Below are 19030 nucleotides of genomic sequence, written 5' to 3' on the forward strand. Positions count from 1 at the left end.
CGCAATTATTGGAGAATTGAAGCATGTCTGTCGGGCGAATAATCGAGACGCCGGATTGTGTCGCTGAGGGAGCCGATTGGCTGGCTGCAGCCTGTCCCCGCATGGCCTACGCCATGCGGCAAACAGGGCCATTGCCGCTTCGTCGTCGTCCTGATGGGTTCGCAGAATTGCTTAGCGCGATCGTAAGCCAACAGGTCAGCGTGGCCTCTGCAAATGCGATCTGGAAAAGGTTGCAGGACGCCAAGTTAACTGGGCCGCGCAAGATTATGTGGGCCACGGACGAAGACTTGCGAGCAGCAGGGTTGAGCCGACAAAAGATTCGATATGCTAAGGCTTTGGCGGAAGCCAATATAGATTTTAAGGCTTTGAGAAATGCGTCGGATGACGAGGTTGTCGATATACTTACCCAAGTGTCAGGCATAGGTGTTTGGACCGCCGAAATATATGCCATGTTCTCCTTAGGTCGTGCGGACGTTATTGCTCCGGGAGATCTGGCTTTGCAAGAAGCCGCCCGCATCCTTTATGACCTACCGGAAAGACCAAAGGATAAAGAGCTACGTAAAATGGCCGAAGCGTGGTCTCCGTGGCGGTCGGTTGCGGCGAGGGTTCTGTGGGCCTATTACCGAGTAGCCAAGAGCAGGGAAGGGATCAGATGACCAGGGTATTGAACGCGCTCAGAAAAGAGCCCGTTTCGGGCGACACTCGATCGGTCGTGGTGTTCGTGCATGGATATGGCGCGAATGGGGCCGATCTGCTGGGTTTGGCCGATGTTCTGGGAGAGCATCTACCTGAAACCATGTTCGTGGCCCCTGACGCGCCAGAACAAATCCCTGGTATGCCCAACGGGTATCAATGGTTTCCGATCCCATGGATTGATGGGTCATCAGAAGAAGAAGCGCGACGCGGCATGGATATGGCCGTTGATGACTTCAATGCATTTCTTGATGCGTTGATGGTGGACGAGGATGTGCTTCCAGAACAAGTTGTCCTGTTCGGGTTTTCGCAAGGGACAATGCTAAGCTTGCATGCCGCGCCTCGGCGAGAAGATCCTGTGGCCGGTATAGTGGCTTTCTCTGGCCGCTTATTGGAACCTGACATGCTGACCGACGAAGTCGCTAGCCGCATGCCAGTCTTGTTGGTACATGGAGATATTGACGACGTGGTGCCGCCTCAATCCCTTCCGGAAGCTGCCGAAGCATTGCAAAGCGCAGGATTCAAAGAAGTTTACGCTCATGTGATGAAGGGTACCGGGCACGGTATTGCCCCTGATGGCCTAAGCGTGGCGCTGGCATTTATGCGCGACAAGCTCAGCTTGTAATGATAGCGATCCGTCCGATGATTACTGAAGATGTGGCAGATGCTTGCGGCGTCTTGAATAGAATAATCGTCGCAGGAGGAACAACTGCACATGAAGTTCCTTTCTCAAACATATTGTTTTTAAAAAGTTTTTTGTACAGAGCAGATACCATTTCTTGCCAAGTAGCGCTGGATGAACGTGGGACCGTTGCTGGTTTTCAATGGCTAGGCGTTCATGATCAACTTCCCGATTGCTGCGTTGATATCGAGATATTCACACGGCGGGAGCCCGTTTTGAAAGGTGCTGGCCGAATTCTTCTTGAGAAAACCAAAGGCGTCGCGATTGAGTTGGGATACCGATCAATCAATGCCGCAATTCGGGCCGATAAAGTAATCGGTTTAAGCTATTATGACAAAATGGGCTTCAGCGATTTTTCGGTAGAGCGAGGCGTTCCGTTGCGCGATGGCAAACCCATAGATCGGATATCCAAAAGTTTCAAACTAAACGAGGACAGACAATGTTGATCGTAACTGGAGTAGTTGAAGTTGACCCCGGCGGCATCGAAACTGCGAAAGCAGCTGCACAGGAAATGGTTAGCGAAACCGTTAAAGAACCCGGTTGTATCCTCTATGAGTTCAGCCAGATTTTAGGACAGGACAATCGCTTTCGTGTATACGAGGAATGGCAGGACCAAGCAGCGCTGGACGAACATTTTGCCACGCAGCATATGCAGAATTTTCGCAAGGCTTTGAGTGAGGTGGGAGTGATCTCAAGGGAGATCTATCGCGTTGTTGGTGGAGAAAAACTGCCGCTGTAACGAGAATCAATTTCTTTACCGCTTTGGACGACGGTCGCGCTTTCTTACGCCTTGAATGGGTGACGTCTCTGGCGCCGGCAGAGTTTCCCAAGAGCCGGATTCCAACCCGTCAATTGTCCAATTGCCGATCCTCGAACGGATCAGTCGCAGGGTCGGGTGCCCAACTGCCGCGGTCATGCGCCGTACCTGCCGATTGCGTCCTTCACGCAATGTCAGTTCGATCCAGCAATCAGGTATTGACTTGCGCACACGAATTGGCGGGGTGCGCGGCCACAAACCGTCAGGCTCTTCAATCAAGCGAGCTTTAGCAGGGCGGGTAATCCCATCTTTCAACTCGACCCCGTTTCGTAATGCGATTAACGCGGCCGTGTCTGGTATGCCTTCGACCTGAACCCAATAGGTTTTTGACATCTTTTGCTTGGGGTCTGAAATCTGCGCCTGAAGCCGTCCGTTGTCGGTTAATAGAATTAACCCTTCGCTGTCTCGGTCAAGCCGTCCGGCGGGGTACACGCCGGGAAGATCGATGAAATCAGAAAGTGTCTGGCGCGGCAGGCCCGCATTGGCGCGGTCCGTGAACTGAGGCAGAACGTCGAATGGTTTATTGAAACGGATGAACCAGGACATGATCTTCGCCATAGCCTGCGTTGAACCGGCTTGCAACCTGTGGATAACTGTCATGTTGGTGTTACGGATTCGTCTTAACCAGTAACCGAGATGTTGTGGAAACTCAGGGCTTGTCAGAGTTTTAACACGATATATAGTTGAGAAAAGGCTGGGGCGGGTGTTCCCCGCTCTGACGTCTAAAACGGGCAGTACAGAGCGAGGAGCGATTCTGTTATGGACGGAGACTTCAGGACCGAATTTGTCAGGGAACCCGGCGCGCTCAGGCATCATCCGGCATTGGTTCTGAATGCAGACTACCGTCCACTATCCTATTACCCATTATCACTTTGGCCCTGGCAGGAGGCGATTAAAGCGGCTTGGCTGGACCGTGTTGATATTGTGGCCGAGTATGACGAAGTAGTCCGCAGCCCCAGTACCGAGATACGAATACCCTCGGTGGTCGTTCTAAAAGACTACGTAAAACCCAGAAAGCGCGTGGCCTTCACGCGCTTTAATTTATTTCTAAGGGACGAATTCAAATGCCAGTATTGCGGCAGCAGGGGTGAATTAACCTTTGACCATGTGGTTCCGCGTGCAGCAGGAGGGGTGACCAGTTGGCAGAACGTTGTGGCGGCCTGTAGCCCATGTAACCTGCGTAAGGGATCTAAATCGTTGCGTCAGGCCGGAATGTCGCTCAACAGACCTCCTCGGCAGCCAGATGCCGAAGCATTGCGGAATATTGGACGCAAATTCCCACCAAACCATTTGCACGAAAGCTGGATCGACTTCCTTTACTGGGATGCCGAACTGGATCAATTGTAAAGTCTATCGGGCTCGCCACGCTGCGATCCAAATCAATGCTAGTCCGGCGGATGTAACCGCGTTCCAACCAGCCATTGACAACCCCAGAAATTCCCAAGGAATCTCATCGCACCTCACCAGTGGCGCGTTCATGATTTGATTAAACAAATCCTGCTGTGACAGCGCTCCTACGTCTCCTGAAGTGCACGTGGATGGGCCTTGCCATAAACCCTGTTCAACTCCAGCATGGAAAATTCCTATCCCGGCGGTAGTCAGCGCGGCCAAAGCGCCCAAAAGGTAGGTCAAACTCAAACTGGGGACGGCGAAAGCGAGGACACCCAGAAGGACCGCAGCGCCATGCGGATAACGCTGCCAGATGCACATTTTGCATGGCGACAATTCACCAATATATTGAAAACCCCAAGCAGCCAAAAGAAGAATGGCCGAACCACCGGAGGCTAATATCACCAGTATTCTTCTGCGACTCATAGATATTTCACCAAAATGAACCCACCGATCAAAAGCCCGATGAAAAGTGTAAAGACTAATCCAAGCCGCTTTTCGATGAAATCGCGTATGGGTTCGCCAAATTTCCATAACAGACCCGCGACGATAAAAAATCGCAACGCGCGCGCAAGTATAGAGGTCGCAATGAATGTGCCCAAAGGCATTCCTGTCCAGCCGGACATGATCGTAATAACCTTGTAGGGAAATGGAGTGACGCCAGCTGTTAATACAGCCCAGAAACCGAAATCATTAAAGCGGTTGTTGAACTCCTCCATGGCCTCAGCTTTGCCCATGGATTCAAGGATAGGCTGACCAATGCTTTCATAAAAAAATGCGCCAATTGTATAGCCAAGAAGACCACCGAGTACAGAAGCAACTAGTGCGACCGAGGCGATTAACCACGCGCGGGAGGGACGCGCCAGAACCATGGGAATCATCAGAACATCTGGTGGGATCGGAAAGAATGAGCTTTCGATAAAAGCAACGATTGCTAATGCCCAAAGGGCATGCGGATGTTCGGCCAGACGAATGGTCCAGTCATAAAGCGATCGCAACATAAGAATTAGAATTCCATAACCAACTTGGTGCAAGCCAAAACACGCACTTGCGAAACCGTCAACCTGCATAGGAAAAACAATCTGCACATGGTTGATTTTTGCCTCTGGACCTTCCGGATTATGAAGGATAATCCAGTGTTCGTGGCCCAAGTGGCGGAATGGTAGACGCAGGGGATTCAAAATCCCCCGCCTTCACGGGCGTGAGAGTTCGAGTCTCTCCTTGGGCACCACTGATTTTCCTGACAAAATCCTGAAAAAACATAGCACTTAGCGCTCTGCATTCACTGCGACGTGTGATGAGGGGCCTGCTATCAGTGACCCTCGATGACCCGATGTGACCCGTGCAGTATCACACTTCTTCCGTGACTCTTCCGTGACTCGTCCTTGTTAGTGGGGTGTGAATCACTATATTTTGGATAAGGACCCGGCTGCGGTTGCTCCGCCAACTGAGAGTAACGGGACCGCCACAGCAAGGGTATACGGTCATGTCGCGGTCTACATCGGAAATCCGCGCCGAAGTTGCAAGTCTGATTGAACAGGCTATCGCGTTGGGTCCGCGTAAGGAGCTGCGCAATACACTCGTGCGCGCCCTCGAAATCGCCAAAGGCAACGCGCCCAAGGAACTCACACAACTGCATTACGACCGCGTAGGACGCGGCGCGCGTCTGGCCGATCCGGTACGACCGGGCCTCATTATGAAATCCAGCAAAACCGGCCTCAAACGGTGGACCTACCGCACCGAGGTGAACGGCAAACAGCGCGAAATGACCCTCGGCCATTATCCCGAAATGTCGGTTGCTGAGGCGCGCGACAAATGGGCTACTCTGCGCTCCCAGCGCGGCAGAGGAGAGAGACCTGACACCAAGGCCGACATCTCCCTCGAACAACTGGTAGATCACTATACCACTTGGGCTAGCGACAACCTGCGGTCATGGCAGGCCAATGACCGGCTGTTGCGACAACACCTCTTGCCGGGGCGTGAGGCCGTCACCCTCGGCGAACTGGACATAGACCACTTAAGTGCCCCAATCACGGCTATCCAGGCCAAAACACCCCAGCAGGCCCGCAAGTTGCGCTCGGCCATCGCTGGCGTGCTGACGCAGGCCCGCAAGGGAGGGCTATTGCCCAAAGGGTTCGCTATCACCCCGAGCATGTTGCCCGAGGTGGACACGGCCAAACCGCGCACATGGCACCCAGGCACCAAGGATCTACGCGCCTTCTTGGAAGCGACTACCGAAATGGGAGACGTGGGCAAGGCGCTGCGCCTGATCGCCCTGACCGGCGTTCGTTTGCGTGAGGCCGTTGAAATGCGCTGGGACGAGGTGGAGGGCAATCGCTGGACGATCCCGGCGGAACGTATGAAGGCCAACCGGCCCCACGTGGTCATCCTTTCCGACGCCGCCATGGCGGTTTTAAACGCTCAGCGTGACCAGGGCTCGGCGTTCGTGTTTCCATCGGTGAGCGATCCCCAGCGCCCGCGCAGCGCGGACAATGTTAGCCACGCATGGGCGAACAAGCGCGACGCTCTGGGACTGGCTCAACAGTTTACGCTGCATACTTTGCGTAAGGCTTTGTCAACTTGGGTTGCCGAGAGTGGCGGAACGCGTGACATCCGCGACCGACTGACGGCCCACACCGTCGCGACCGGCATTGACGCGCATTACAACCAAGCGGAACTGACCGTGCCGGCCGCCGAGTGGTGGCAACGCTGGGCGGATCACCTCGTCGCCGTTGAGGTTGAGAACGTGGTCCTAATCGGTGAGGGCGGGACATGACTGATAAGAAAACCCTAACTTACTTCAAAACGGAACTGGATCCGGATGGCGTGTACCGTCTCGATCTTTTCGACGTACCGCTGGGCGACGAGGAGGCGTTGCGCGAGGCAGTCGAGGCAATGCAGTTGAACCTGTCAGAGATGACCGACCGGGCCGCGCAGCCGCACCGCGCATCGGCCAAGGCCGCTCAGCGCAAGGCAGAGAAGTTTACTGCGGCATGCGCGATTGTTGATGCGCCTGAAATGGCTGACCTGCCGTGGCCTGACGTGCTGGACAAAGTCAGTGAAACCGTTGACCTTTCGATCCGACTGGAGGAACGCCTGTTGCGATACCGAAAAGCAAGAGAGTTAGGGGCGGATCCGGATACGGCTGCGTGGGCAAGTGAGATAGGCAACTTTCGAAAGTTCAAACAAGTTTTAAAGGCACTTCCGCGGAACCGTCGTTAGCAGTTGTTGCGAGGCGCGAATTCGTGCCCATAATGCGGTGTCATCACTCGAACTGAGAGGTGACGTAATGTCGAAGAAATCCGGACGACGCGCGGTTCCTAGCCGGGAAGCCGCCTATCCACTCCACCCAATGCCTGACTGCACGGTCATTGAAGCGGCGGCGTTGATGCGCTGTTCACCGTCTACAGTGTACCGCCTCATTAACGCCGGTGAAATCACCGCCTACAAACGCGGCGAGCGCACAATCATTGAGGGCGAAAGCATCGTCTCAATGAAAGAACGCAACCGCATCAAGCGGGATGAAACGTGGTCAGTTAATGATGTCGCGTAACTTTTACTTTGCTCATCGCATCCAGGGCTCGCTGAAGCCTGCTTGCGGATCAGGGCCGGAGTCAAAGTCTGAGTGAGCGGTTCGTGCTGTTAACTCGGAAATCCAGGAACTGAAAGTAACGTTTTCCGTGACTAGCAGGTCATGGAGCCTGTGAATAATGCGAAGTCAAAGGATTAACAATCCCGCGCGCCCAATTATAGGAGGGACGCCGCTATGGCACCCAAGGACATCAAAAAACAAATGGATGCACACGAATACCTGAAAGACCAATTCGCTGGCGACCATAACGGCCCCGACGCTCTGGTCGTGCTGCGTCGACTGGGTGACAAACCCGCGAATAAGATTTTTGACGCGGATGATAATGGCGACGTCACGAAACAGGCCGCAGGCAACGCCGCGAGCTATCAGGGCCTTCAAATCCCGGTGCCGGATCAAGAGGCAATGGTGACGGTGCTTGAAGCAGTAGGAAATGATCCGCAAGCGTGTCTGATCCTCGGCCGCTTTGTCGATGCCCCCGCCCACCCGTTCTTAGTTTTGAGCTCCAAAGCAATGGAGGACTTTGGTGGAACAGATGACGGCTGGTGTGAAAAAAACGAGGCCTTGGCCATATGCCGAAAGAAAAATAATATGCGACCAACATCATGGCTGCTGATTGACCGAGATTTCACGGACGAACAGCCCGATGAACTGACGTTCCACGATACCGATGAGTGGTGGCAGGCTATGTGTCGTATCGCTCCGGGTCTGGAAACTGCCGGGCGTATCGATCTGCCGTCCTCCTCTTCGCGCATTATTAACGCGGACGGCAAGCCTCTGTTCACGTCGCCGTCCAGCCATCACTACGTGCAACTGAAAGACCCCAACGACCTCGGGCGCCTCGGCCCGGCCATGTTGGCGCAGGCCATGCTTATGGGCTTGGGCTTCCGGCGTCGCTGGGGCGACTACGGGCGTTGCTGGTCTATCTACGACCCCACAACATTTTCATGGGAGCGGCTCAGCTTTGAGGGCGCTCCCGTGACCTATGCCGAGGACACCGCAATCGTTCCGCCACAGATTACTGTCGGCGCAAAGGGCGGTCGCTTCGATAGCAGCACTGTCGAAACGCCAGAGGACGAGGCCCGGACTAAGCTGGCCCAAGAACACAAACTTACCATCTCGACTCGAAATGGCTATTCCGGAGTACCGCGCGTTCATGTGCTGGAGGATCATGAAGCGTTGGGCTTGGACACGGAAATCGCCGTGCAGATTGATGGCAGAGAACAGGCGCTGAAGTTGCAGGACATCTGGCTGTACCTGAGCGGAACGAACCCAGAGGCTAAGCTGCGCGCTCAAGCGCCGTTTCGGCCATCGGAAAGCTGGGCGGCGTTTGTCCGGCTGGGTCCGAGCGACGGGGTTCCGTTTGTCTACGATGTCGGTCCGCATGTAAAGTTTTGCCTGCGTGAGCGAGATCAAGCGGGACCACCGGTCGACGACTTCTTGGACCGACTGGAGGAGGCCGAAGGCGAGGAGGCGGTGCGATGGGTGCAAGCGTCGGCGCGGGCCATCGGTCGACACAAGACGACGGGAGCTTTGACAGACATAGCCGAGTTGCGCTTGCTAGAGGCGAGCGAGGGCGTCTTAGCTGGTACAAAGGCCGATCGGCGCAAGAGGATAGAAAAGTGGATCAAGGCGACTGCTTCAAGGGATCCGGAAACTGGCGTCGAATGGCCTTGGATGGACGAGGCACTGACCCGTATGAACGAACGCTATGGAGTAGTGATGGCGGGTGGTAAGACGGTGGTTCTTGAAGAGGTGAAGAACGACCTGGGCGACTGGACAACCGCCATGAGGATACCTCGCGAAATCGAACAGTACATGGCGAACAAAATGGCCAAGGTGCCGGACGGACAAGGCGGTTACTCGCTCGAAAATGTATTCAAGACGTGGATGTGCTGGCAGCACCGAAACACGTTCGACCGAGTTGTGTTCGAGCCAAGTGTATCATTTCGCCCGCAGGCGCCACGCAAGATACAGCAGGGCGGTAACTACAATCTCTGGATGGGATACACCGTCGAACCCGTCTCCGGCGGTTCTGCAGCGCTAAAGACGGTATTGGACCACGTGTATAGCGTTTGGTGCAGTAGCGAAGAAGAGAAGTTCGAATTCGTAATGGATTGGATGGCGGCGGTGTTCCAGCACCCTGACCGAGTGAATTTGCCCGCACTAGTTCTCAAATCTACGGAGGGTGTTGGCAAGGGCATCATCGTGGATGGCCTTCTCATGAAAATCCTGGGGATACACGGCTTTGTCGTTTCAAAAAGCGAGGACTTCACAGGCCGGTTTAACGCGCACATGAGTACCAGTGTACTGGTTAGCCTGAATGAGGCAGTTTGGGGCGGCAAGAAGGACGTGGCGGGACAGTACAAAGCGCTGCTCACCGACGAATACCGAAAACTGGAGTACAAGTTCCTCGACGCGATGCAGGTGCGCAACTACACCAAGGCTATACTTAGCACCAACGAGGACTGGTTCGCTCCTCTAGGGTTGCAGGATCGCCGCCACGCCGTTCTCGAGTGCAACGACTGCCGGACGGGCGATACGGAGTATTTCCGCGCATTGCGGAAAGCTGTTGAAGACTGTCGCGGCCACTTCCTGCACGAGATGCTAACTCGGGAAATTGACTTTGACACGCTGCGCAACCCGCCGAAATGGGAGAGCAGCGCTGCTGAAGAGGCGACGTTCCTAACCGCCAACAGTGTGGCGGCTTGGCTCTATGACTTCTTGTCCACCGGCGAGAGTATGACCGATAAGCACGCGACATACGGTTGTCATGAGCCGGACGACAAAACACTCGGCGTGTATGTCGACAAGGACTTGGATCGTATCGTGTTGCGCATAGACGAGGACGGGCCCGTCTACATTCCCAAAACCCTCGTGATAGCCGCATACGAGCGTTGGTGCCGGCGGCACAGGCGATACGAGTACCCGGTAGGTGAGGCGCAATTCGGTCGACGTATGAACGAACTGCTGGGTGACGCTGTCGAGACCAATAAGAAAAAGCGTATTGGAGAGCGGACGGGCAGCGGTCAGAAACGTGAAGAGGTGCGTGTTACCAAGTTCGCCCGACTTTCAAACCTGCGGACGGCGTTCGGCAAGAGCATAGAACAGCCGATTAAGTGGGTGGACACCTAATTGGCCGTGGCGTGCGTGAGCGTCCGACGGATTGGTTCTTGCCCGGCGCAGTACCTGTCTCACAATTTTATTAGCTTTGTCAGTTAGTTAATAATCTTTGAGACAGGCGAGACAGGCAAGACAAGCAAAAAATGAACCTCACGCGCGAGGAGGAATGCGTTTCAATAGGGCATAGATAGAAAAATCCTCTGTATGATGAATTTCGAGTCTTCCCTGCCTCCTGCCGCATGACACGGTAGGGGTCACTGCGGGTTTGTCGGGGTCTGTCACACCCGTCGCACAAAATCTCAGACCCGTCGCAGTTCTGATGCGAACACAGGAGCCTGCATGTGGGCAGTGTCAGAGCAAACCAGCTTGAGCGGGGCAGGGCGGTTCCGTAACTTCCCTTCATGAGCAAACCTGACCCATTCCGCTATTTCAAAACGAGCCGTGAGATCATCCGCCTGGCAGTCATGCTGTACGGGCGGTTTCCTCTTTCTCTTCGAAATGTGGAAGACCTGCTCCATGAGCGCGGCATCGATGTCAGCCATGAAGCGGTGAGATATTGGTGGCACAGGTTTAGCCCGCTGTTCGCATCCGAGATCCGCAAGCGCTGGATCGAAGGCATGAAGTCGAGCAAGTGGCGCTGGCACCTGGACGAGATGTTCGTGAAGATCAACGGTGAGCGGCATTACCTATGGCGCGCTGTTGATCATGAAGGCGAGGTTTTGGAAAGCTTCGTGACGAAGACACGCGACAAGAAGGCTGCGTTGAAATTCTTAAAGAAAGCAATACGTAAGCATGGTTGCCCAGATGTATTCGTGACAGATCTGCTGCGTTCTTATGGAGCGGCATTAAAGGATATCGGTTTGGCCAAAAGGCAGGAAACCGGTCGCTGGCTGAACAATCGAGCAGAGAATTCGCACCAGCCATTTCGACGACGGGAGAGGGCGATGCTTCGTTTCCGGCGTATGCGAAGTTTGCAGAAATTCGCCGCTGTTCACGCCTCGATTTACAACCTCTTCAACTCGGAACGCAGCCTCTACACCAGACCAAATTTCAAACTCAACCGTGCCGCTGCTCTTGCTGAGTGGCGCGGCCTAGGCGCGGAATAACAGACAGTCTCACTGTCCTTTTGGAGACCGGTTCGAATTAGTCTGACACCACCCTTCCGGCAGGGTTGGGCTCTTCGCCCCAGTCTTCGTATTCGGCACAGTAGGTCCTCCTCATGCACCACACCCCTGGACAGCCCGGTAGGCTCTTTCGAAACTTTTGTGCGGTGCTAGACACCGCGGTTTCTCCGTTGATGCGCAAGCAGGACCCTCTGGGTCGCTCACGCAGGATCAGGGTGACCTGATCTGCGAACGGCGCTGTCGCAGCCGTTCGACCCGTCGTTCGAAAGCCAAATCTGGCAATGATCGGCGGGTGAAAAAGAGATGGGATTGCAATCGGTCAAACGCAAGGAAAAAATTCCAAACATATAAATGGCTTATACAGAATGTGTGATGTTTTTGATTTGTTCTCAATTTGCTGGGTGGGAACTGTCAATGTCCGAAAAGCCATCTGTGATGCCGCGTTAGTCTCTACTGGGCAACGGGTTCAGCCCGGAGGCCTAGGTCAGGCAGAGCTTGTCGCTGGTTTCCTCAGCGTGCCACATGAGTTATCAAACAAAATAGTCCCGTCGCAGGACTACCATCTTGCCACTCGCAAAAAATGGGAGTGATTCAGTCAGATCAGGTTCCCGAGGAGGGCCACTAGCGTATGAGAAATGTCATCAGAATTGGCGTTTTGTCCCAACCAGAGCTTCCCAAGCAGCTTGAGCCCATGATTGAAGCCATATTTCGGGAGCAGTTCAGAAAATTACTCTCAATCGTCGGGCCAAAAAACTTAGCTTTGGTCAGTTCAGTCGAATGTAAGGTTCGTGAGTTAGCTTGTATTTCTGCTGTTGAGGAGGGTTTGACTCTCGAACTTGAGCCGTTTGAAACACCTAGAGAGGGTAGTGAAGAGGAGGCTGAAATTATGGCCAAGATACACGCTATTCTAGAAAAACAGCCAAGTACAACTGAATTAGAAGAGCGCATTCCGGAGATGGCGCTGGCTAAATTTTGTGACATAATGTTTCTTGTTTTTGATAAATCAGCCCCGGATCAGTCGTCCAGATTGGAAGAGTTAAATAGACTCTTTTTTGCGAATAAAGCGAAGGATACAAGATTGGAGAAACTAATAATCGATGTGAATTGCCCAAAGCGTTGGAGCGCCGACGCTGATGGCGAGGTCTACTTCGATTATGTCACGCGAGCATCAGGGCAGCTTGGTGTATCCTCCGAAGTTGAGATTCCAAATCAATTGATAAAGGAATGGAAAGATACAGTTTCCGCTACGCCTCACTAGGAACACTACATACAATCCGAAAAAAGGCTATGAGAGTGGTCGCTTGGGCGCTACATGATTGCCAACGGCTAATAATCTGACCGGATCTGAACACAGGTCTCTGCGTCAGTTCTGTACATCCCGCAACCAAAGTCTTTCCAATCCGAGATAAGAACGGCGGATTCAGGCAGATAGTCCGTCCATGCATCGCCAGGGATTTCCTCGGTTTGGCTGATGATATCGAACTGCCCATCAGCCTGGATTTTGCCAATCAGAACAGGCTTGGAAAGGTGGTGGTTCGGCAGCATCACGGCTGTTCCGCCTGTCAGGTTCGGAAACTCCTGCCCGTACATAGCGTTCCGCACAGCATCCACATTAGTGGTGCCAGCTGAAGTTACGGCATTGATCCACATATTGAATCCAATGTAGTGCGCCTCCATCGGATCGTTGGTCACGCGCTCTTCGCCCATGCGCTCCTTCCACGCCGCCACCCAGGCTTCGTTGGCTTCGGCTTCGGCAGTCTGGAAGTAGTTCCAAGCCGCAAGGTGACCGACCAGGTTCGACGTGTCGAGGCCAGAGAGCTCTTCTTCGCCGACCGAGAAGGCAACTACTGGAATGTCATCGGCAGAAACACCTGCAGCCGCCAGCTCTTTGTAAAAGCCCACATTGGCGTCCCCGTTAATCGTCGAGATTACACCGACTTTCTTGCCGTCGGCGCCCAAGGCAACAACATCGGCAACAATCTTGGACCAGTCGGAGTGGCCGAAGGGCGTGTAGTTCACGAAGATATCGTCAGAGGCGATACCCTGCTGCTGCAGATAGCTTTCGAGGATGTTGTTCGTTGTCCGCGGATATACATAGTCGGTTCCCAGAAGCACGAATTTCTCAACTTCCAGTTCTTCCAAGAAGTAATCTGTGGCCGGGATCGCCTGCTGGTTCGGCGCGGCGCCGGTGTAGAAGACGTTCTTCGACCACTCCTCGCCCTCGTACTGCACCGGGTAGAAGAGAAGGCCGTTAAGCTCCTCGATGACCGGCAGGACCGATTTCCGCGACACCGAAGTCCAGCTTCCGAAAAGGACGTCGACCTTGTGCACTGTCAACAGTTTACGTGCCTTTTCGGCAAAGAGCGGCCAGTCTGACGCCGGATCGACGACTACAGCTTCGAGCTCGCAGCCCAGAACGCCGCCGGCCTCATTTTGGATATCGATGAGCATTTCCATCGTATCCTTAAGAGTGGTTTCCGAGATCGCCATCGTTCCGGACAGCGAGTGCAGTACGCCAACCTTGATCGTACAGTCTTGGGCTGCGACGGGAGAGGACAAGCCAATCAACATGGCAGCAAATCTACCAAAGCGATTGCGCTTGAACGTCTTGCTCCAGATTAATCGCAGCATACTGCTAGCTCCGTCGAGCAATTGTGTTTGCAATGATCGAGAGAAGAAGGCCAAGAGTAAAATATCCCAAAACCACTTCACTGATCACGAGGATTTCTCCATAGACATTTTCAGCAGTCACATCGCCATAGCCCAGCGTCGTATATGTAACCAACGAGACGTAGAAGGGTGTAAACCAGCTTTGCGCCGAGTTGGAATAATCCATCATCCCCCACCCCAGCCACATATCAAAAGAATAAATAATCCCGTACAGCGAAGCGAGAAGTAGTGCGTAAACTCCCACTTTTAGTAGGCTACGGCCGTGATCAAAAAGACCCCACGCCTTGAACAACACGAGCTCCGCGGACTTAGTAAATCCGCTTGGCATATTCGAAATGGAAGCTTCCAGGGTGTCTATGTAATCTTGATCTCTGGCGTCTCGTACAAAAAGCGCGTTACCGTAAACCGAGTCAAGGCCGCGAATCCCGAGATAGCATCCGCTCATATCTCTTAGGCTCCCATAGACCACGCCGGTCACATTGGCCCCTTCAACTCGTGCTGTGCAGAGTGACGCGCAAGAGATATTTGCATTTTCTAGACAGGTATCTCGAAGGTCGGCATTTTCTAGGTTTGCATTACTAAGGTCTGCGCCAGTGAGATCCGCCCCCACAAGATTTGCGCCACGCAAGTCTGCGCCAGAAAGATCAGCTTGCGTCAAGTCGGCGCCCTCAAGGTTCGCAGCTGTCAAGGTGGCTGCGGCAAGTTTCGCCTTGTAAAGTCCAGCGCGTGAAAGATCCGCCCCTGAAAGCTCCGCGCGATCCATCTTTGCGTGCTTTAAGTTTGCAGATGATAGTCTGGCTTCGAAGAGGTCTGTGCCGGTGAGGTCAAATCCTGAAAGGTTGCGTTCCGCTAGGTCCGCCTCGGAAAGGTCGGCCCCGGCGAAGACGGCAGAAATATCATGGTGACTTGAGAGGAAAAGCTCCCAGTTCGTTATTTCACCTTTAAGTGCCTGTAATGCCTCATCAAGCCCAGGAGCCTGTTTTCCAGCCATTTCTTTCAAATCAAGAATCCCTTACGCTTTATCGATGAACCAGCGAGAGTATTTCTTCCAATACGCCCTCCACATCTCCGCCAGACTTTTGCACGACATCGGTAACACTAGTCTGTAGGCGTTTGTGGTCTTCGGTGTTCAGTTCCATCGCTGTAACAATAATTATTGGGCAATTGGCTGAGAGGTGTTCGCTTGATCTGAGGCGCTCGAGAAACTCAAAGCCGTCCATGACCGGCATCATAAGATCAAGCAGAATAAGTTCGAATTCATGTTTTTCTGTTTTTCCAAGTGCTATTTTTCCATTCTCCGCTTCATCGACTTTCCAGCCGTCGCCTTGAAGCGTGCGCACAATAGTTTCGCGGGCAGCCGGATCGTCTTCAACGACAAGTACTGTCTTTTGACCTTTCGACGCATACTTTTTGACAAGCCCCGACAGCTTGCCTCGGTCAACAGGTTTTTGAAGGGATTCAACGGCACCAAGTGAATAGCTCATGGCCTTGTCTCCAACCATCGAAATCATGACTACCGGAATATCCTTGAGATTGTTGTCAGCCTTCAGCTTACGAAGCACTGTCCATCCGTCCATTCCAGGCATCATGACGTCGAGTGTTATGAGAGAAGGGTGGTGCTTCGCCGCAAGTTCAAGGCCTTCACCGCCACTCTTGGCTAAAAGAACTGTACAACCCTCCGCTTCCAGGCGTTTCTTGAGCAGCTCTCGAGCTGATGCCTCATCATCAATGACAAGGACCGTGTTCAGAGATGATGCCTCTTCAATTGGTTGATTTAAAGAGGTTTTTGTGTCCGGGCCCGATGAATAATCCTCGGGCGTTGCATCCGAAATGCTCGCCTCCTCTTCAAGACCTGCATGCTTCTTTTTGGCTTTCTTCGGCAGCGTGACGATAAAACTCGAACCCTTTCCAACAGTACTTTCGACACGGATGCTGCCACCCATCATTTCGCAGAATCTTTTCACGAGCGCGAGCCCCAGGCCGGTTCCGCCATAGTCACGCGTGGTAGATTCATCCGCCTGAGAAAACTCCGAGAAGATATGCTCAATTTTGTCTTCAGGAATGCCGATTCCTGTATCGGCAACAGCAAACTGAATTGCAGGTTCATTCGATATGGAGGCCGCGTTTGCGGAAAGAGTAATCTTTCCTTCCTTTGCGAACTTCGCTGCGTTGGAGATCAGATTGAAGAGAATCTGACGAATTTTCGTTACATCGCCGTGCATGGTGCCTAAATCCTGATCGATATCCAGAATGAGTTCATTGGCATTCTTTTCGATAAGGCTGAGTGCTGTACTGGCAACGTCTTCGGCAATGTCCTTGACGGCGATATCTTCAAGGAAAAGCTCCATTTTTCCAGCTTCGATCTTGGAGAGGTCGAGAACGTCGTTGATCAGGGACAATAGATGCTTGCCAGCGTTGGTGATCTTGTTCAGATCGCCGAGCATCTCTTCCAGCCCGTCATCTTCAGCATCCTCAGCCAACATCTCTGAGTATCCAATGATCGCATTCATCGGTGTGCGAAGTTCATGGCTCATATTTGCAAGGAACGCGCTCTTGGCCTCATTGGCTCGTTCGGCCTGCTCGCGCGCCTCCTCGGCTTGCCGTTCAAGTTCAAGGCGTTCAGTTATGTCCTCAACAAGCCCGATATAGAAGATTTCATCTCCGACTTGAACTTCTTCAACCCGCGCTTCCAGTTTAAATACCGACCCATCTTTTCGAACGGCGTTGACGATCCGACTTTGACCAACGACCGTTGACGACGCGCCATGAATACGGCGTTCGAGATAAAGGTCGTGCTCAACGGCCACGTGTGTTTCCATCAGGATCTTGATGTTCTTTCCAATGACGTCCGACGCGTAGTAACCAAATATCTGCTCAGCAGCCGAGCTGAATGTCTCAATGGTCCCTGTTCTGTTGATCGAAACGATACCAATGGGACTGGCTTCAATAATCTTCGATATTCTCTGCTCACTGAACGCGAGATCGCTTTGTATCTTCTTCAGGTTTTCATTCTGCGTGAGGAGCTCGGCCTCATTGCGCTTAATTGTGGTGATATCCGTGACGACCCCGACCAGTCCTCCGCCGCTGATTGGCGTCGTCCTGATTTCAATCGTTCGACCTGCCGCGGTACTTAGGACAACGTTCGACGAGTGACCCTCGGCGAGAGCTTCCAACCGTGTACGAATTAGCTGTTCAGTATCTCCGGGCCCGTAGTCACCGTTTTCAGCGTGCCAGCGAATGACCTCCTCTTCAGGCTGTCCTGGTTCGACCAGACGTGGCGGTAGAGCAAACATTTCGGTGTAACGCTCATTTGCCAGGACATAATTCATGTCGGCATCGAGCATGTAGATGCCGTTCGACATGTTCGACAAGGCAAGCTGAAGCTGAGCCGATGCTTCGTCTAGTTCGGTCGTTCGTGCAGCCACGGTTGTTTCCAAGTTCGACTTTTGGTTTTCAACTTCCTCAAGAGACTGAATGATCGATAGGCGTAACGCTTCGAAATTCTGCGCGAGGTCGCCGATCTCGTCGCTTGTCTGCACCTCAATGGGCTCGTCCAATTCACCAGCAGTTAATCTCGCGGCGCTGCCAGACAGTAATCTAAGCGGTCGTGTAAGCGAAATTGAAAATAGATAGGAAGCATAGATTGCGATGGCCAGAACTATCGAGGCAACCAAGATCAGTCGGTCAATCAGTTGGTCCGCATCGCGCAGGGCTTCTTCGCGATCGATCTCGCTCATAATGACCCAATCTAGTCCCGACAACTCAAGCGGACGATAAGAGGACAAGACCTCGACATTTCTGTAGTCGGGAAAGATTTCTGTTCCGGTGCTTCCTGCGAGAGCTGCCCGCGTTCCAATAGTGTCGACCTCTTGCAGGCCGACCGAACTGTTGGTGCGCTCAATCTGGTCTAAGGTCGAGCTCGAACTGCCAACCTCTTCGATCAACTTCAGATATTCTTCGCGATCTTCGATCAGGAATCTTGACTGATTGCGCAAGAGCTTGTCACGGCCAACAAGATATGTTTCGCCAGATTTACCCAAACCAACATCGCTCCATGCCTCGTTGGAAGTCATGATCGCGTTGATCCCGCTGAGAGGAAGTTGTACGGCAAGCACCCCAATTGGAATTGGCCCATCGTAAACGGGCAGAGCGGCGAAAGCCGCCGGTGCATCGAATGAAGGGACATACGGTTCGAAATCGGCGAAAATGACTTGACCAGGTCTGGCAGCCATCGCTGCCGTTACTGCTCGTGCGAGGTTCGTGTTTGAATGCGGGCCGTCGAATAGGCTCGTGCCAAAATCAATTTCACGTTCAACGGAGTACACGATGCGCCCATCATCAGGCTCGATCAGAAAGACGTCGTAAAAACCGAATTCGTTTTGAAATTCGCTTAATGGCTGATCCAATCTTGAAAATGCAGACCCAAAATATGTTTCAAACTGCGCCTCATTCACAAGTCGTGGATCAACAATGTACTGGTTCTGAAGAAATGCCGCCAAGGGATCATTTGGCAACAAGCTATCAATGACCGCGTCGTCGGCGCGGGTTCCTGTTTCCGCCTCATACCGCCCACGAAAGTCCTCAAGATAGAATTGAATCAGATCGTCTTGATATTCTTGCGCTACAAGATCTTCGGATGTTTTCAGATAAACTATCCCTCGCCGAAGTTGTTGAAGAAGATCTTTTAACGACGCACTTTGCGAAAGAAACGTGAGCTCATTCTCGACTTGCGAAAAATAGCCTTCAATTTGCTGCGCCTTAAGTTCGCGGACGGCTGTCAGTCTTTCGAACGCCGCACGCTTCAGGGCTTCGTTTGACGAGTATCCAGCCAATACGGCCGCGATACAGACAGCAGCCATGGATATGACTATGCTGATTGCCGCCAGCTTGGTGCCGATCGTCAACCCCAGCCGTGGTGTTTGCCTTTCAGTCGTCATATCTGG

17 protein-coding genes and 1 tRNA gene are annotated in these 19030 nt (G+C 53.1%); 12 read left to right on the top strand and 6 right to left on the bottom strand.

The features are described 5' to 3' along the window. The first annotated feature begins 23 nt into the window (after positions 1–23). The 4 genes from AC2FNV_RS03620 to AC2FNV_RS03635 are packed head-to-tail and all read left to right on the top strand — an operon-like array spanning position 24 to position 2114. Positions 24–656, top strand: coding sequence for a DNA-3-methyladenine glycosylase family protein (locus tag AC2FNV_RS03620; protein ID WP_170477566.1), 633 nt, complete (start codon positions 24–26; stop codon positions 654–656). Beyond that, complete coding sequence (locus AC2FNV_RS03625) at positions 653–1318, top strand: alpha/beta hydrolase (RefSeq protein ID WP_170607852.1); 666 nt, start codon at positions 653–655, stop codon at positions 1316–1318. Before AC2FNV_RS03620 ends, AC2FNV_RS03625 begins: the two co-directional genes overlap by 4 nt. Beyond that, on the top strand, positions 1318–1821 hold the full coding sequence (locus AC2FNV_RS03630) for a GNAT family N-acetyltransferase (protein ID WP_170607853.1): 504 nt from the start codon (positions 1318–1320) through the stop codon (positions 1819–1821). The genes AC2FNV_RS03625 and AC2FNV_RS03630 overlap by 1 nt, the downstream gene beginning before the upstream one ends. Beyond that, entirely contained in the window at positions 1815–2114 is a 300-nt protein-coding gene (locus AC2FNV_RS03635) for a putative quinol monooxygenase (RefSeq protein ID WP_170607855.1), read from the top strand. Before AC2FNV_RS03630 ends, AC2FNV_RS03635 begins: the two co-directional genes overlap by 7 nt. A gap of 15 nt (positions 2115–2129) precedes the next feature. Here the strand turns inward: AC2FNV_RS03635 and AC2FNV_RS03640 are convergent, their stop codons facing one another. Continuing rightward, positions 2130–2738, bottom strand: coding sequence for a pseudouridine synthase (locus tag AC2FNV_RS03640; protein WP_170607857.1), 609 nt, complete (start codon positions 2736–2738; stop codon positions 2130–2132). 213 nt (positions 2739–2951) lie between these two features. Between AC2FNV_RS03640 and AC2FNV_RS03645 the strand changes: the two genes are divergently transcribed. Further along, on the top strand, positions 2952–3539 hold the full coding sequence (locus tag AC2FNV_RS03645) for an HNH endonuclease (RefSeq protein WP_170477554.1): 588 nt from the start codon (positions 2952–2954) through the stop codon (positions 3537–3539). A gap of 3 nt (positions 3540–3542) precedes the next feature. Here AC2FNV_RS03645 and AC2FNV_RS03650 read toward each other — a convergent pair whose 3' ends face one another. Together AC2FNV_RS03650 and AC2FNV_RS03655 are read right to left on the bottom strand one after the other, a co-directional pair. After that, on the bottom strand, positions 3543–4007 hold the full coding sequence (locus AC2FNV_RS03650; protein WP_170607859.1) for a disulfide bond formation protein B: 465 nt from the start codon (positions 4005–4007) through the stop codon (positions 3543–3545). Beyond that, on the bottom strand, positions 4004–4582 hold the full coding sequence (locus AC2FNV_RS03655; RefSeq protein ID WP_170607900.1) for a YqaA family protein: 579 nt from the start codon (positions 4580–4582) through the stop codon (positions 4004–4006). Before AC2FNV_RS03655 ends, AC2FNV_RS03650 begins: the two co-directional genes overlap by 4 nt. 144 nt (positions 4583–4726) lie before the next feature. Between AC2FNV_RS03655 and AC2FNV_RS03660 the strand changes: the two genes are divergently transcribed. The 7 genes from AC2FNV_RS03660 to AC2FNV_RS03690 all read left to right on the top strand — a co-directional run bounded on the left by AC2FNV_RS03660 (position 4727) and on the right by AC2FNV_RS03690 (position 12675). Then, positions 4727–4812: transfer RNA gene (locus AC2FNV_RS03660), tRNA-Leu, on the top strand. 255 nt (positions 4813–5067) lie between these two features. After that, positions 5068–6357 carry a tyrosine-type recombinase/integrase gene (locus tag AC2FNV_RS03665; RefSeq protein ID WP_170607861.1) on the top strand — a complete coding sequence of 430 codons (1290 nt, stop codon included), beginning with the start codon at positions 5068–5070 and terminating at the stop codon, positions 6355–6357. After that, complete coding sequence (locus AC2FNV_RS03670; RefSeq protein WP_170607863.1) at positions 6354–6803, top strand: hypothetical protein; 450 nt, start codon at positions 6354–6356, stop codon at positions 6801–6803. The genes AC2FNV_RS03665 and AC2FNV_RS03670 overlap by 4 nt, the downstream gene beginning before the upstream one ends. Before the next feature lie 67 nt (positions 6804–6870). Next, a complete protein-coding gene (locus AC2FNV_RS03675; RefSeq protein WP_170607864.1) occupies positions 6871–7134 on the top strand; it encodes a helix-turn-helix domain-containing protein in 264 nt (87 codons plus the stop codon). Positions 7135–7347: 213 nt separating this feature from the next. Continuing rightward, complete coding sequence (locus tag AC2FNV_RS03680; protein WP_496772433.1) at positions 7348–10305, top strand: DUF5906 domain-containing protein; 2958 nt, start codon at positions 7348–7350, stop codon at positions 10303–10305. Positions 10306–10694: 389 nt separating this feature from the next. Then, positions 10695–11399: an IS6 family transposase gene (locus tag AC2FNV_RS03685; protein ID WP_170607866.1), complete on the top strand. Its 705-nt coding sequence runs from the start codon at positions 10695–10697 to the stop codon at positions 11397–11399. A gap of 646 nt (positions 11400–12045) precedes the next feature. Further along, the gene (locus AC2FNV_RS03690) at positions 12046–12675 is read left to right on the top strand and encodes a hypothetical protein (protein WP_170607868.1); all 630 of its coding nucleotides are present in this window, start codon (positions 12046–12048) and stop codon (positions 12673–12675) included. Positions 12676–12743: 68 nt separating this feature from the next. On the opposite strand, the gene urtA is transcribed toward AC2FNV_RS03690, so the two are convergent. From urtA to AC2FNV_RS03705, 3 genes are all read right to left on the bottom strand, one after another. Then, complete coding sequence (gene urtA, locus AC2FNV_RS03695; RefSeq protein WP_496772445.1) at positions 12744–13988, bottom strand: urea ABC transporter substrate-binding protein; 1245 nt, start codon at positions 13986–13988, stop codon at positions 12744–12746. A gap of 64 nt (positions 13989–14052) precedes the next feature. Next, the gene (locus tag AC2FNV_RS03700) at positions 14053–15078 is read right to left on the bottom strand and encodes a pentapeptide repeat-containing protein (RefSeq protein WP_496772447.1); all 1026 of its coding nucleotides are present in this window, start codon (positions 15076–15078) and stop codon (positions 14053–14055) included. A 28-nt stretch (positions 15079–15106) separates the two neighbouring features. Next, positions 15107–19024 (bottom strand): response regulator, encoded by a 3918-nt coding sequence (locus tag AC2FNV_RS03705; protein ID WP_170607872.1) that lies wholly within the window; start codon positions 19022–19024, stop codon positions 15107–15109. Positions 19025–19030: the final 6 nt, after the last annotated feature.

The sequence above is a fragment of the Ruegeria sp. BHSA163 genome (genome assembly GCF_059613365.1).

Bases quoted from the DNA above. Each gene is read 5' to 3' on its own strand.
- AC2FNV_RS03655 (WP_170607900.1), bottom strand. From the start codon at position 4,582: ATGTTGCGATCGCTTTATGACTGGACCATTCGTCTGGCCGAACATCCG.
- AC2FNV_RS03675 (WP_170607864.1), top strand. From the start codon at position 6,871: ATGTCGAAGAAATCCGGACGACGCGCGGTTCCTAGCCGGGAAGCCGCC.
- urtA (WP_496772445.1), bottom strand. From the start codon at position 13,988: ATGTTGATTGGCTTGTCCTCTCCCGTCGCAGCCCAAGACTGTACGATC.
- AC2FNV_RS03630 (WP_170607853.1), top strand. From the start codon at position 1,318: ATGATAGCGATCCGTCCGATGATTACTGAAGATGTGGCAGATGCTTGC.
- AC2FNV_RS03685 (WP_170607866.1), top strand. From the start codon at position 10,695: ATGAGCAAACCTGACCCATTCCGCTATTTCAAAACGAGCCGTGAGATC.
- AC2FNV_RS03640 (WP_170607857.1), bottom strand. From the start codon at position 2,738: ATGTCCTGGTTCATCCGTTTCAATAAACCATTCGACGTTCTGCCTCAG.
- AC2FNV_RS03665 (WP_170607861.1), top strand. From the start codon at position 5,068: ATGTCGCGGTCTACATCGGAAATCCGCGCCGAAGTTGCAAGTCTGATT.
- AC2FNV_RS03705 (WP_170607872.1), bottom strand. From the start codon at position 19,024: ATGACGACTGAAAGGCAAACACCACGGCTGGGGTTGACGATCGGCACC.
- AC2FNV_RS03700 (WP_496772447.1), bottom strand. From the start codon at position 15,078: ATGGCTGGAAAACAGGCTCCTGGGCTTGATGAGGCATTACAGGCACTT.
- AC2FNV_RS03635 (WP_170607855.1), top strand. From the start codon at position 1,815: ATGTTGATCGTAACTGGAGTAGTTGAAGTTGACCCCGGCGGCATCGAA.
- AC2FNV_RS03680 (WP_496772433.1), top strand. From the start codon at position 7,348: ATGGCACCCAAGGACATCAAAAAACAAATGGATGCACACGAATACCTG.
- AC2FNV_RS03690 (WP_170607868.1), top strand. From the start codon at position 12,046: ATGAGAAATGTCATCAGAATTGGCGTTTTGTCCCAACCAGAGCTTCCC.
- AC2FNV_RS03645 (WP_170477554.1), top strand. From the start codon at position 2,952: ATGGACGGAGACTTCAGGACCGAATTTGTCAGGGAACCCGGCGCGCTC.
- AC2FNV_RS03625 (WP_170607852.1), top strand. From the start codon at position 653: ATGACCAGGGTATTGAACGCGCTCAGAAAAGAGCCCGTTTCGGGCGAC.
- AC2FNV_RS03620 (WP_170477566.1), top strand. From the start codon at position 24: ATGTCTGTCGGGCGAATAATCGAGACGCCGGATTGTGTCGCTGAGGGA.
- AC2FNV_RS03670 (WP_170607863.1), top strand. From the start codon at position 6,354: ATGACTGATAAGAAAACCCTAACTTACTTCAAAACGGAACTGGATCCG.
- AC2FNV_RS03650 (WP_170607859.1), bottom strand. From the start codon at position 4,007: ATGAGTCGCAGAAGAATACTGGTGATATTAGCCTCCGGTGGTTCGGCC.